The organism is Amycolatopsis sp. MJM2582 (genome assembly GCF_000754115.1).
GTDB lineage: Bacteria > Actinomycetota > Actinomycetes > Mycobacteriales > Pseudonocardiaceae > Amycolatopsis > Amycolatopsis japonica.
Map to the genome: position 1 here is coordinate 386944 of NZ_JPLW01000005.1, position 13811 is coordinate 400754.

Below are 13811 nucleotides of genomic sequence, written 5' to 3' on the forward strand. Positions count from 1 at the left end.
CAAGTTCTTGTGCTTGGTCAAGGGGAGGAGGACGCTGTCGGCATGGACCTGGTCGCGCTTGAAGAGATCCGCCGCCTGAAAGCCCGCTACCTCCGCTGCCTCGACCTCAAGCTGTGGGATGAGATGGCCGGGACCCTGACCGCCGACGTGCGCGCGCGGTACGGAACGCCGTCGTACGGCAAACCGCTTACGTTCGAAGGCCGCGAAGCGATCGTCGAGTTCTTTCGGAACGCCGTCGGCCCAGGTGTCACCACGGTGCATTTCGCCGGGCAGCCGGAGATCGATGTCGACGGCGACACCGCGACCGGGATCTGGCTGATGCGGGACAAGGTGATCGTGCCCGAGCACCGGGTGATCATCGAGGGCGCGGCGTTCTACGAGGACACCTACCGGCGGGTGGACGGCGTGTGGCTGACCGCGTCCACGCAGTACGACCGGCTGTACGAAACGATGATGTCGATGGACGACGTGCCGAGCCTGAAGCTCACCGCGAACCGGTGGTCCCCCTGACCCGCATTTAGTCCTCTAAATGCGGCAGGCCGAGGCTCGCTCGGTGCCCCCAATGCCACATTGGAGACGCTCAGTGTCCCCAACGCGGCATTGGGGACACCGGGTGCTGGAGGGGCTTCGTGGCTCGCATTTAGTCCTCTAAATGCGGCCGGGGGTTGGTCACGTGGGTCGCGAAGGGAACCTTTGGGACGTTGAACGTCTCGAAGGGGGCCTTCAGGGCACCGGGCGATGCGGGCAACTACCGCATTTAGAGGACTAAATGCGCGTGGGGTGGCGGCCCCCGGATTCGGCCGTGACGGCATCGGCGGCCGCGACCAGTGCGGCGCCCCGTCGTGCGATTTCGGCGCCGGTGACCGGCTCGCCGACCGAGAGCGTGAGCACCAGTTCCTGCCGTCCCGAAGCGTCGAACGTCGGGGCGGCCAGCAGGCTCACCGCGTGCTTGCGCCGCGGCTCCAGATCGGCGCCAAGGTAGACGCGCTCGCCGAGGCTCGAGACGAGTTCCCCCACCAGGCCCCGCACTTCCGGCGGCAGGTCCTCCGCGCCGACGCCCGCCATCAGCGCGTAGAGCCGCCGCCCCGCGGAAGTCAGGCTCTCCACCAGATAGCCGTGCTCCCGGCATTCGGCGACGACGCGGCGAAGGTGTGCTTCGTCCAGTCGCACCGGCACCGCCGGAGGTTTGGCGAGCCACGCGTCGAACGCCGCGTCGGAGTCCCACAGCACGTACATCAGGCCGACCGGCGGCGCGAACGGATACGTCTCGCCCAGTTTGACGCGGCCCGGCCCGGCGCTCTGGAGCATCAGGATCCGGTCGCCCACCACGGCCGACGCCGTGCACGTCGCGCCGTAGCGCCTGCTCAAGTCCTCCAGATGCCGTCGCGCGACCTCGCTCGCGCCGAAGCCCTCGCTCGCGACACGGCCGGCGGCGACCATCGCGGGCCCGAGCCGGTAGGTGACCGGCTGGGGGTCGCGGACCAGGTAGCCGCCCGCCGTCAGTTCGGTGACGATGCCGAGGCAGGTCGGTTTCGCCAGGTCGAGCTCGCGGGCGAGCTCCGAAAGCCCGAAGTGCCGGCCGGGGTGCGCGGTGAAGAAGTCGAGCAGCCTCACGACTCGCTCGGTGGGCGGGGAATGCCGGGCCATTGACCCATCCTTAGAACGCGTTCTAGTCTGACGATGCGAAGAACGTACCAAGTCGGTACATATTTGTACCAGTATGAGGAGTCGCCGGTGCTCACTCAACCGTTGGCGGACGCGATCGCCGAAGCCGAGAAGGTCATCGCGGAGGCGCCGCACATCCGCACCGAACAGGATCTGGTCGAGGGATACGACTACCTCGCCGGCAGCATCCGCGCCTCACTGCAGATGGCGTGGGCCTACGAACGCGACTACCCGTTCTTCACCCAGTCCACCGGGCCGTACACGAAGATGGGCCTGGACAACCCGGACACGCTGTACTTCAACGCGAACATCCGCGAGGACCGCGAGTACGTCGTCACCGGGACGCGGGGGAGCACGGCCGACGTCAGTTTCCAGGTCCTCAACGGCGACTACTCGCCCGTCGAGGTGCCGGACAGCCTCGCCGCCTTCGACGACCGCGAGATCGAGATCGCCGACGACGGCTCGTTCGAACTCCGCTTCGGCCCGGCGAAACCCGACCCCGGCCCCAACTATTTCGTCCTCGGCCCGGGTTCGTCGATGCTCGTGGTGCGCGAGGTCTACAGCGACTGGGCCACCGAACGCCGCGGCACGATCCAGATCCAGTGCGCCGACACCGCGGGTGGTGCGCCCGCGCCGCTCACCCGCGACGGGCTGGCCAAGCGGTACGGCGTCACCGGCAAGATCCTGCTGAGCAGGCTGCGTACGTTCCTCGCCTTCCCGAAGTGGTTCTACCTGAACCTGCCGGTGAACACGATGACCGAGCCGCGTCCCACACCGGGTGGGCTGACCACGCAGTACTCGTCGGCCGGGCACTACGAACTCGGCGACGAAGAGGTCATGATCGTGACGGTGCCGCGTTCGGACGCGCCCTATCAGGGCATCCAGCTCGGCAGCGTCTGGTACCTCTCGCTCGACTACATCAACCATCAGACGAGCCTCACCGCCGACCAGGCGCGGGTCGACCCGGACGGCAAGATCCGTTTCGTGATCAGCGAACGCGACCCGGGCCTGGCCAACTGGCTCGAACGCACCGGGCACGACCGCGGGTACGTCCAGATCCGCTGGCAGCGCCTCTCCCGTGCGCTGAGCGAAGCCGACGGTCCCGAGGTCGAGGTGGTGAAGTTCGGCGAATTGGCCGACCGGTTGCCGTTTTACGACGAAGCGCGGGTGACCCCGCGGGAATGGGCGGACCGGATCTCGGCCCGTCAGACCGCTGTCGCGGCGAGGATGCTGGGATGACGGATCTGTTGCGGGACAAGGTGGTCGTGGTCTCCGGCGTCGGGCCGGGACTCGGCCGGTCCATCGCCATCCGCTGTGCCGCGGCGGGCGCCGACGTCGTTCTCGCCGCCCGCACCGAATCAAGGCTTGCCGAGGTCGCGAAGGAGGTCGACGCGCTGGGCCGCCGCGCGGTCACCGTGCCCACCGACATCACCGACGACGCTTCGGCCGCGAATCTCTCCGAGTCCGCCTTGAAGGCCTTCGGCCGGGTGGATGCCTTGGTGAACAACGCTTTCGCCATCCCGCCGATCATGGATCTCGCCGACGTCGACCTGGCCGACGTGCGGGCGGGGTTCGAGACCAACGTGCTCGCCGCGCTGCGGCTCACGCGGCTGTTCACGCCTTCGCTCGCGGAGAGCGGCGGCTCGGTGGTGATGATCAATTCGGCCGTGCTGCGGCATTCCCGGCGGACGTTCGGTGCGTACAAGATGGCGAAGGCGAGCCTGCTCGCGCTCGCGCAAAGTCTCGCCTCGGAACTCGGACCGCGGGGGATCCGGGTCAATTCGGTCGCGCCCGGTTACATCTGGGCGGACTCGCTGAAATGGTATTTCGCTTACCTGGCCAAGGAACGCGGGGTGCCACCGGAGCAGGTGTACGCCGAGACGGCGGAGACGATCGATCTGCGCCGCCTGCCGGAGCCGGACGAGATCGCCGATACCGTCGTATTCCTCGCCTCGTCGCTCGCCCGGTGCGTCACCGGTCAGTGTCTCGACGTCAACGCTGGCGAATATCACCATTGAGAGGGAGAACATGCTGCCAGGGCGGGAAAACGTCGGCACCGTGGAAGATCTGCACGCGTCGGCGGCGAAGCTCACCGGGTTGGACGACTTCGGTGGCGAAGACCATCTCGAAGGTCTCCGCGTGCTGCTGGACTCGTACGCCCGCGAGGCGGGTTTGACCCCGTACGGCAACAAGATCCATCGTGCGTTCCTGCGCGGTGCCCTGGTGGCGAGGTCCCTGAGCGAGGCGTCTTGGAAGCAGAACCCGGAGTACGCCGAGGTTCCCATCGAACGGCCCATCTTCGTCACCGGCCTGCCACGCACCGGGACCACGGCGCTGCACCGGCTGCTCACCGAGGATCCGGCGCACCAAGGGCTGGAGGTTTGGCTGACCGAGGTGCCGCAACCGCGCCCGCCACGGGAGACGTGGGCGGAAAACCCGGTCTTCCAAGGGATCCAGGCGGGCTACGAGAAGCATCACGTCGAGCATCCCGAGTTCATGGGGCTGCACCACATGTCCGCCGACCAGGTCGAGGAATGCTGGCAGCTGCTGCGGCAGTCCCTGAAATCGGTGTCCTACGAATGCCTCGCGCACGTGCCGTCGTACTCGCGCTGGCTGGACGGGCAGAGCTGGACCGACGCCTATCGCAGGCACCGGCGCAACCTGCAGCTCATCGGCCTGCCCGACGCCGGGCGCCGCTGGGTGCTCAAGAACCCGAGCCATCTTTTCGCGCTCGACGCGCTGCTGGAGGTGTACCCGGACGCGCTGATCGTCCAGACCCATCGCGCGCCGAGCACCATCGTCGCGTCCGTGTGCAGCCTGAACGAGCAGGCTTCGGAGGGCTGGTCAGACGTCTTCCGCGGCGGCGTGATCGGCCGGAGCCAGCTGGATCTCTGGGCGCGGGGTGCGGAAAAGTCTTTGGAGGCGCGGAAACGGCATGATCCCGCGCAATTCTGCGATGTGCGGTACGAGGATTTCGTCGCCGACCCGATCGGCACGGTCGAGGGCGTCTACCGGCATTTCGGCCTCCCGCTGAGCGACGCCGCGCGGGACGCGATGACCGTCGTGCACGCCGAAAGTCGTTCCGGGGAAAGGAAACCCGTGCACCGGTACGACCTCGCGGACTTCGGGCTCACCGCCGGCGAGGTCGACGAACGCTTCTCGGCCTACCGCGCCGCCTACGACCTCTGACCTCCCGCATTTCGTCCTCTGAATGCGGTACTTGCACGCGCAAGGAACGCATTCAGAGGACGAAATGCGGAAGGGGTCAGAAGCCGGCGACGCGTTGCGAGGGCAGGCCGCGCGTCGTGATCCCGCGCAGCACTTCGACCCGGTCCGAACCCGGTCGCCCGAGCACCCAGCTCGACCCGGGCACCTCCTTGGCCTGCTTCTTCAACGGTGCCAGCAGCCGGGAAGCGTCCTTGTAGGACCGGATGGCGCCGTTCCCGCACACCAGGGTCGCCAGCGAGACCGTCACCGGGAGCCCGTCGGCCGACCACGGCGTGTCCAGCAGCGCGGTGGCGACCGTGCCGATCTCGTCGACGTCGCAGGCGATCAGGAAATCGTCCCCGCCCACGTGGCTGACGCGCATCCGGCGCAGCCGGGCCTCCAGATCGGTGAGCGTCCGGCCGAGCGTGCGGATCAGGTCGTCGCCCGCGGCGAATCCGGCGGTGTCGTTGACCGTCTTGAACGAATCGACGTCCAGCCAGGCCGCGACGAACGGCTCCCGCGCGTTGATCCGGCGGTCGACGTCCCTCGCGACCGCGTCGCTGCCGGGCAGACGGGTCAGCGGGCTCAGCGAGACCGCCTCCTCGACCTTCGCCTCCGCGACCCCGCGGACGACCTCGTTCACCAGCACCACACCGACGCACCGGCCGCGGTCGTCGACCACGACGACGTCGTCCCCGGTGCGACCCCAGTCCGCGTCGGTGACCAGTTCGAGGAATTCGAGCGCGCTCGCGTCGGCGTGGATCGTGTGCGGCCGGTCGGCCAGCCGCGACGCCGGCCGTTTGGCGTGCAGGGCGTGGCCGTACAACCCGGTGACCGCGACCAGGAACCGGGTCCGGTCGATCGACCACTGTGGACGGTGGCGGTCGTCGATGCCGACGATGCCGCTCGGGCCGTCGGCGGCGGCCAGCACCTCGCGTACGTCGTCGCAGGTCGCGTCTTCCGGCAGCGTGGTCGCGGGCCGGAGGAAGTCGCCGACGCGGCGGGCGCGGGCGGTGCCGGGGATGAACGGGCCCGGCGCGTCCGGCGCGGGCAGCGGCGCGTGGTCGCCGTCCGGCGGGGCGAGCAGATTGCCCTGCGCGATCCGCACGCCGAGCCGCCGGGCGGATTCCAGCTGCTCCGTGGTCTCCAGCCCGGTCGCGACCAGGCGGTTGTCGGTGCGCGACGCGAAGTGCAGCACCGCTTCGACCACCGCGACGGCGGCCGGGTCGTGCGGCAGCCCCCGCAGCACGCTGCGGTCCAGTTTCACCAGGTCGACGGGTGCCGAAGCGAGCAGCGTCAGCGGGAGGTCGCCGCGGCCGAGGCCGTCGAGCGCGAGCCGGAAACCGAGTTCGGTGAGCCGCCGCATACCGGTCAGCAGCAGGTCGGCGGGGATCTGCGTGAACGGTGGCCCGATCTCCAGCACCACGTCCCTGGTCCGGCGGCCCGCCAGGCTGAGCGCGTCGGTCAGCGGGTCGAACTGCGACGGCGGCGCCGCCACCGTGCGCGCGGACAGGTTCAGGTGCAGGGGGAGGGCGGCCTGCGGTTCGCGCAGCTGCCGGACGGCCTCGGCGGCCAGCCCGACGTCGACCTCGGCCAGCCTGCCGTTGCGCCGGGCATCGGCGAGCAACTCGTGGGCGGTCCCACGGCCCGGCCGCGCCAAGGCTTCGAACGCGACGACGCCACCGGTGTGCAGGCTGTACAACGGCTGGTAAGCGAAGCGGACAGCGATCTGCAACGTCACAAGCGCATGTTCGCGGGTGACGGCGCGAAACAAAACACGTGTCAACTGATGTTCATCGCGAAGGCACCTGGGTTACCTAGAACGGCGTAACGCACGCCACCCGATCAGGTGTTTTCTTACTTGCCACGGTGACAATCGGAAAAGTGCCGACATTGCTTCAGTCGTACCCGAAACATCTTCGCGACCGCTCGTGAAAGCGCGCTGGAGCTCCGTGGGCAACGTGAAGAACAGGTCGAAGAACACCGGGATCAGATCGGGCGGCATCCCGCACAACGCGCGCAGTCCATGCCGTCGCAATCCGTGCACGGTGCGTGCCGAGGACGGCCACAGCGCCCGATGCGCGGCCGACGCCACCGCGGCGGGACCTCGATCCCAAACCTGGACGACGGCGTCCGCGACCGGCTCCGCGAGCCGCATCGACGTCGCGACGCTGTACCCGGTCGCCGGATGCACCAGCGCTCCGGCGGCCCCGAACGGCACCGTCCGCCGACGCCGGGGCGCGGGCAGGTCGAGCACGATCCGCACGCGTTCCTCACGCCCGTGGGACCTCAGCCCGACGGCCCGGAGCCGGGCGCGCAACCGCGCCGCCAGGACATCCAGAGGCAGCCCTGGTTTGCGGGCGAGCGAGGTCTCCTCGACCAGGACGGTGCCGTCGCCGAGCGGCAGTACATAGAGGAATCCGGACTCCGTGTCCCGCCAGTCCATGAACACGGCGGTGTCCGGGCGGTCGACCAGGCGCAGCGCGTCCTCGGCGGGGAGGACGACGCCGAACGCCGTCTGTTCGTACCGGTTCCCGCCCGGCCGGGCGCCGGTGGCGTCCACGTACAGACCCGTCGCGAGGACCCGGCCGTCCTCCAGGCGCACCGAAGAGCCCAGCCGTCCGTGGTCCACGCCGGACACCGTCCCGGCGACGACGTCGTAGCCCTCGTCCAGCCACCGGCGCAGGCCGTCGTTGTCCACCACCAGGTAGCGGCGGTCGAGGACGTGCGGTCCGGTCCCGAAGGCGAGCGTGGCCGACGGCGCGCACGCGACGGCGCTGGTCGGCAGCGCGGGCAGCTCGTCGGCCCACAGCCCGTAGGTCGCCCGCCAGCGCCTGCCCGGCGCCGGGTCGATCAGGACCGTCGCCAGGCCGCGCCGGGCGCAGGCACGCGCGAGCGCCCGGCCCGCCGGGCCGCCACCCGCGATCACCACGTCCGCCACCTTGGCAGTGTCTCAAAGCGCCTTTTCGGATTTCCGTAGCCGGCTGCGGCATCGGCGCGAGAGGATCCGATCATGCAGATCTCTGGACAGCCGGTCCCGATCGACTGGGACGCTGTCCAATCGTGGCTTGGGTTGACTCTGCCCGCTGATTACAAAGCGTTGGCGGCCCATGGCCCGTTGGACATCGGCGAGTTCGTCTGGCTCCATGTGCCGTGCTCACAGCCTGATCGGTTCGACTACGGCGACTGGCTGTCCGACACCCATAGGTTCGCCCGGATCTCGTCGCGACATCAGGGAATCGAGGTGCCCCAGTTCCACCCTGCACCGGGCGGCCTGTTCGCGTGGGGGACGACCCGCGCGTCGCAAGACCTGTTCTGGGACACCTCTGTTTCGGCAGATCCCGACCTGTGGCCGGTCGTCGTGTTCGACCGTCGCAACCACACCGATCCGTGGGTCAACTGCGGGATGCCGCTGGCGGACCTGCTTGACGTCGTCGTCGGTGAGGGGTTGCGCCTGAACGGCGGTCGATCGCTGGGACCATTGCCGGCGACCGCGCGGCGAACCGCGCTCCTCTCCGATGCGGTCGCTTGGACGCCGCCTTCGCCGCCCCCGCCCGAGGACCCATTTCGCCGCGCGGCTGCCACCACCGGGACCGGCCTGGACGCACTGGTTCAGCTGGTGCCTCCGCCGGCCACGCCGTATCTGGGCAGTCGCAGGTGGGAGGAACTGTTCGTCGAACTCGGCACTCGGCTGCCGTCGGACTACGTGACACTCATGAGTCACTACGGTGCCGGATGCTGGGGCGAGTTCCTTCGGTTCTTCACACCGTTGGACCCCGCCAAGTACCCCGCACACGCGACCGACTACCTCGATGGCTACAGCCGGCTTCGGGTGAGCTTCCCGGAATTCCATTCATTCGCCGTCTGGCCAGAGCACGGCGGGTTTCTCCCCTTCGCCAATTCCATCGACGGGGACATCCTCGGCTGGTTGACGGCGGGCGACCCAGACGAGTGGCCGCTGGCCATCGTGCCACGGCACGACCGCGAAGGCCCACCCCTGCCGTACGGGCTGATAACTACATTGCTGGAGTGGTTACGCGGCAACTTCAGCAGCGCGGGCCTCTCCGGGTTGGACGAGGACGACGACGTGCTCCAGTTCGCCGTGTTCGAACCGTGGACCACCGAGTCCCACTGGTGAGTCACGGTCGCGCTTAGATTTGCGACAGGAGGTGGTGGCCGCCGAAGTGGCCGGCCGACGTCGGCTCCGGGCACCCTTGACATCTCATCACGCCGCCCCGACGGATACGGTGTTGCGCATGGAACAGACGGACCCGAGGACGTGGCGACGCGATCCGGCGAGCGAGAGCGCCGGGTTCACCGACCTCGCCACGAGCCCGTTCCGGATCGACCGGGACCGGATCGCCGCGTCGCCCTTCTTCGCGCGGCTCGGCGGCGTGACGCAGGTGGTCAGCGCCGGCGGTTCCGGTCTCCTGCACAACCGCCTCACCCACAGCCTCAAGGTCGCGCAGGTCGCCCGCGCGATCGCCGAGCGGATCAATTCCGCCAGCGATTCGGCCGAGCTCGCCGCGAAACTGGGCGGTTGTGACCCGGACGTCGCCGAGGCCGCCTCGCTCGCGCACGATCTGGGGCATCCGCCGTTCGGGCATCTCGGCGAGCAGACCCTGGACCGGATCGCCCGGCATCGGTTCGGCCTCGCCGACGGTTTCGAAGGCAACGCGCAGTCGTTCCGGATCATCACCACGACCGACGTGCGCGGCCCGTCCGCCTCCGGTCTGGACCTCACCACGGCGGTGCGCGCCGCGGTGCTGAAATACCCGTGGGCGCGGTTGCACGTACCCGATCCGCATCCGACGTCGATGGACGTCCAGCCACGCGGCGCCGCCGAACCGGCCGACGCCCCCGGCACCGGCGCGAGCAAGTTCTCCGCCTACAGCACCGAACTCGACGACTTCACCCAGGCGCGGGCCCCGTTCGCCGGCCGGATCGAGCCTTGGCAGCAGACCGTCGAAGCGTCCGTGATGGACACCGCCGACGACATCGCGTACGCCATCCACGATCTCCAGGACTTCCACCGGATCGGTGTCCTGCAGCACGCCCCGGTCGCCGCCGAGTTCACCGGCTGGGCCGACCACGCGGCGGAACTGGCCGCGCTGGACGACGCGACCCTGACCGCCGAACGGCGGCTGCCCGGCCGTTCGCTGGAACGGCTGCGCCGCCGGATGCACGCCAAGGACGGGTGGATCGTCGACGACGACGCCTTCACCAGCGCCGTCGCCCGTGTGCGCGACGAACTCGTCGACGGTTTGCTCGCCACCGGGTTCGACGGTTCCATCGAGGCCGAACAGGCCACCGCCGCCTTCTCCGCGAAATGGACCGCGCGACTCGTCGACGGCGTCCAGGTGGTGGCGTCGCCCTCCACCCGGACAGGGCATCTCACGCTGCGTCCCGCGCAGTGGCACGAGGTGCAGGTGCTGAAGTTCGTGCACCGGCGGTTCGTCCTGCTGCGCCCGGAACTCGCGCTGCACCAACGCGGACAGGCGAGCCTGGTGACCACCTTGGTCGACGCGCTCGACGCGTGGCTGCTCGACCGCGACGAGTTCTATCGCCTCCCGCGACGGCTGCACGATCTGGTGGAACTGGCGCAGTCCGAGTTCTCCGCGTTGGCGCGGACGTCGCCGGAACTGCTCATCGGAGCGACCGGGGAACCGGTCACCGGCGCGGACGCCGTCCGGGGCCTGGCGCGGGGGAGGGCGGTCGTCGACTTCGTGGCGTCGCTGACGGACAAACAGGCGGTGACCCTTTTGGACGGCTTGTCTGGCCGTGCTTCGCAGCCTTGGTCGGACTCGTTCGTCCTGTAACGACACGATTACCCTGAACGGCCCACGACCTGCGGCCGAATCCGGAAATTATCCATCCGACGTCACCCGAACGGCTCCTGCCGCCGGTGCGCGCCCGGTACTTAGCTTGATCCAGCCGGTGATCGCCGGCGTCGGTCAGCGTGAGTCGGGGCACGCGCCTAGGAATCGGAGGCGCACGTGCGTCCAACCCGTTCTAGTAGGAGAAGAAGAACGATCCTGACCGCGGGCACCGCGGCCCTCGTCACCGCGCTCGGCCTGGTGAGCCCGCCCGTCGCGATGGCGGAGACCACGCAGTCCCCGGACGCGTTCTCGGAGAACACCGTCCGGCAGATCGAGGCACTGCAGTCGATCAAGAAGAGCCAGAACGCCGGCGAGTCCAAAGTGGACAGCCGGCTGCTCGTCGAACAGAAACTCCGCGCGCAGCGGATGTCGGCCTCCGCGGTTCCCGCACTGGGGTCTGGGGCGAATGTCTCCGCGGCCGGCACCGTACTCGTGGACATCCGGGGCCAGGTTTCGGAAGAACTCCTCAAGGGACTGCGTGAATCCGGTGCGGGGATCCGCGCGGTCTCCGAGCGGTACGGCAGTGTCCGCGCCGAGGTTCCGCTGAACGCGGTGCCGTCGATCGCGGCCCGCGCCGACGTCAAGAAGGTCGAGACCGCCAACGAGGCGTTCACCGCCCGCCAGCTCGCCGAGCCCGCCACCGCGGGCAAGCGGGAAAGCAAGGAGGAGAAGGCCGCCCGGATCGCGGACGAGCTGAAGAAGGCCGTCGAGGCCAAGGGACAGGTCGGTATCGCGGCCGGGCCGACGAACAGTGAAGGCGACCGCGCGCACAACGCCGACACCGCCCGCCAGCAGTTCGGCGTCACCGGGGTCGGCACCAAGATCTGCGCGCTGTCCGACGGCATCGACTCGCTCGCGACCTCGCAGGCACGCGGCGAACTCCCGGCGGGCGTCGACGTGATCCCCGGCCAGGAAGGCGACGGTGACGAGGGCACCGCGATGCTCGAGATCATCCACGATCTCGCGCCGAACGCGGCACTCGGTTTCGCCAGCGCGTTCAACTCCGACGCCAGTTTCGCCGACAACATCCGCAAGCTGCGCTTCGACGCGCACTGCGACGTCATCGTCGACGATGTCCTGTATTTCAAGGAATCCCCGTTCCAGGACTGGATCATCGCCCAGGCCGTGAACGACGTGACCGCGAACGGCGCGCTGTACTTCTCCTCGGCCGGTAACGAGGGCAATGTCGCCGACGGCACTTCGGGCCACTGGGAAGGCGACTTCGTCGACTCCGGCAAGAGCATCGGCAAGTACGCCGGGACCGCGCACAACTTCGCCGGTGCGGCGGGCAACCAGATCTTCCAGCCGATCTCGAGCGCTTCGGGCCGGGTGCCGGTCACGTTGTTCTGGTCGGACCCGCTGGGCCGCTCGAACAACGACTACGACCTGTACCTGCTGAACGCGGCGGGCAACGTCGTCGACTTCAGCCAGGACGTCCAGACCGGCACCCAGGACGCCTACGAACGGGTGGACACCACGGGTGTCGCCGGGCTGCGGCTGGCCATCGTCAAGTTCTCCGGTGAGGGCCGCTACCTTTCGCTGTCCGCGCTGCGCGGCCGGTTCACCGATTCGGCCGACGGTCTCAAGGCCTACACCAAACCCGGCGTGACCGTGGGCCACTCGGCCGCGCGGGACGCGTTCAGTGTCGCGGCGGCCCCCGCCGCCAAGGCGTTCCCCCGTGCCCTCGAACCGGGCGACCCGGCCAACCCGGCGGGCCCGTTCCCGGCGGCGTTCGGCCCGGGCTCGAAGGTCGAACGGTTCACTTCGGACGGTCCGCGGCGGGTGTTCTACCAGGCCGACGGCACCCCGATCACTCCCGGCAACGTGTCCGGGACCGGTGGTGAGGTCCGCGCCAAGCCGGACATCACCGCGGCCGACGGCGTCTCCACCAGCGTCACCGGCTTCACCACGTTCTACGGCACGTCGGCCGCCGCGCCGCATGCCGCCGCGATCGCGGGCCTGGTGCTCTCGGGCAACCCGGGGCTGCCCCCGGCCGAGGTGCGTGAAGCGCTGATCAACACCGCCGTCGACATCCTGGCCCCCGGCCGCGACAACTCCAGCGGCGCGGGCGTCATCCTCGCCGACAAGGTGCTCGCCTACGCCGGTGCCAGCCCGCAGCCGCTCGCGTCCGCGGGCCAGCCGACGGTCACCCCGGCCGACGGTGGATCCGCGCTCGACCCGGGCGACACCGCCAAGGTGACCCTGCCGGTGACCAACCGCGGCGACGGCACCGCGACGTCCACCAGCGTCGTGCTCTCCAGCCCGACCCCCGGTGTCACGGTGGCGCCGCGGTCGAAGTCGTACGGCACGATCAGCCCCGGGCAGACCGGCGTGAACGACTTCACCATCACCGTTCCCGCCACGCAGGAACTCGGGGTGCCGGTGGTGCTGAACGCGCGCGTGACCTTCGCGGGTTCGTACTCGCCGACGACGTCCACGTTCTCGCTGCCGGTCGGCACCCCGTCGCCGGTGACGCAGAACTTCGCCTACGCCGGTGACGCGGTGGCGATCCCGGACAGCGATCCGACCGGCGTGACGGTGCCGATCACGGTGAGCGGTGTCGGGCGCGCGTCGAAGCTGACGTTCTCGGTGGACGGCGCGACCTGCAACACCGACCAGACCTCGGCGACCGTGGGCATCAACCACTCGTACGTCGGTGACCTGGTCGGCACGCTGACGTCGCCCGCGGGCGCGAAGGCGACCGTGTTCCAGCGCAGCGGCGGCTCGGGCAACAACCTGTGCCAGGTCGTCTTCGCCGACAACGCGGCCGCCGCGTTCAGCTCGGTGAGCGCGGCGAACGCGCCGTTCACCGGCACCTACAAGCCGGCGCAGGCGCTCGGCGGCCTGGTCGGTGCGGCGGCCGACGGCACGTGGAAGTTCACCGCGGTCGACGTCGCCGGTGGCGACACCGGTTCGATCCGCTCGATCTCCTTGCACATCAACGGTTTCGTGCAGCCCGGCGTGGCCGAGCGGCCCGCGGGTGTCGGGAAGTCGGTGGGGAAGGGGCCGGTGAAGCCGGTCTAGTCCTCCGGTCATGCGCGTGAAGGCCTCCTTCCCTCG

Annotated in this window: 10 protein-coding genes; 7 read left to right on the forward strand and 3 right to left on the reverse strand. The window is 69.4% G+C overall.

All coding sequences use genetic code 11. From position 1 onward, the window contains the following. Nucleotides 1-42: 42 nt before the first annotated feature. Nucleotides 43-510, forward strand: coding sequence for a nuclear transport factor 2 family protein (locus tag ED92_RS29670; RefSeq protein ID WP_037344057.1), 468 nt, complete (start codon nt 43-45; stop codon nt 508-510). 255 nt (nt 511-765) lie between these two features. On the opposite strand, the gene ED92_RS29675 is transcribed toward ED92_RS29670, so the two are convergent. Next, the gene (locus ED92_RS29675) at nt 766-1647 is read right to left on the reverse strand and encodes a helix-turn-helix domain-containing protein (RefSeq protein WP_037344058.1); all 882 of its coding nucleotides are present in this window, start codon (nt 1645-1647) and stop codon (nt 766-768) included. Between the two features lie 87 nt (nt 1648-1734). Between ED92_RS29675 and ED92_RS29680 the strand changes: the two genes are divergently transcribed. From ED92_RS29680 to ED92_RS29690, 3 genes are read left to right on the forward strand one after another with little or no spacing between them, the layout of a single operon-like run. Next, entirely contained in the window at nt 1735-2904 is a 1170-nt protein-coding gene (locus tag ED92_RS29680) for a DUF1214 domain-containing protein (RefSeq protein WP_037344059.1), read from the forward strand. After that, nucleotides 2901-3683, forward strand: a complete 783-nt coding sequence (locus ED92_RS29685; protein ID WP_037344060.1) for an SDR family oxidoreductase — start codon at nt 2901-2903, stop codon at nt 3681-3683. The genes ED92_RS29680 and ED92_RS29685 overlap by 4 nt, the downstream gene beginning before the upstream one ends. Before the next feature lie 10 nt (nt 3684-3693). After that, a complete protein-coding gene (locus tag ED92_RS29690; protein WP_037344062.1) occupies nt 3694-4854 on the forward strand; it encodes a sulfotransferase in 1161 nt (386 codons plus the stop codon). Nucleotides 4855-4930: 76 nt separating this feature from the next. Here the strand turns inward: ED92_RS29690 and ED92_RS29695 are convergent, their stop codons facing one another. Together ED92_RS29695 and ED92_RS29700 are read right to left on the reverse strand one after the other, a co-directional pair. Further along, nucleotides 4931-6613 carry a GGDEF domain-containing protein gene (locus tag ED92_RS29695; protein WP_037344064.1) on the reverse strand — a complete coding sequence of 561 codons (1683 nt, stop codon included), beginning with the start codon at nt 6611-6613 and terminating at the stop codon, nt 4931-4933. A gap of 72 nt (nt 6614-6685) precedes the next feature. Next, the gene (locus ED92_RS29700) at nt 6686-7813 is read right to left on the reverse strand and encodes a lycopene cyclase family protein (RefSeq protein ID WP_037344066.1); all 1128 of its coding nucleotides are present in this window, start codon (nt 7811-7813) and stop codon (nt 6686-6688) included. A 72-nt stretch (nt 7814-7885) separates the two neighbouring features. On the opposite strand from ED92_RS29700, the gene ED92_RS29705 reads away from it, so the two are divergent. The 3 genes from ED92_RS29705 (at nt 7886) to ED92_RS29715 (ending at nt 13775) form a co-directional block, all read left to right on the forward strand. Next, entirely contained in the window at nt 7886-9010 is a 1125-nt protein-coding gene (locus ED92_RS29705) for an SMI1/KNR4 family protein (RefSeq protein WP_052120917.1), read from the forward strand. Nucleotides 9011-9128: 118 nt separating this feature from the next. Continuing rightward, nucleotides 9129-10691, forward strand: coding sequence for a deoxyguanosinetriphosphate triphosphohydrolase family protein (locus ED92_RS29710; protein WP_037344069.1), 1563 nt, complete (start codon nt 9129-9131; stop codon nt 10689-10691). 213 nt (nt 10692-10904) lie between these two features. Next, nucleotides 10905-13775: a S8 family serine peptidase gene (locus ED92_RS29715; RefSeq protein ID WP_037344556.1), complete on the forward strand. Its 2871-nt coding sequence runs from the start codon at nt 10905-10907 to the stop codon at nt 13773-13775. The last annotated feature ends 36 nt before the right edge of the window (nt 13776-13811 follow it).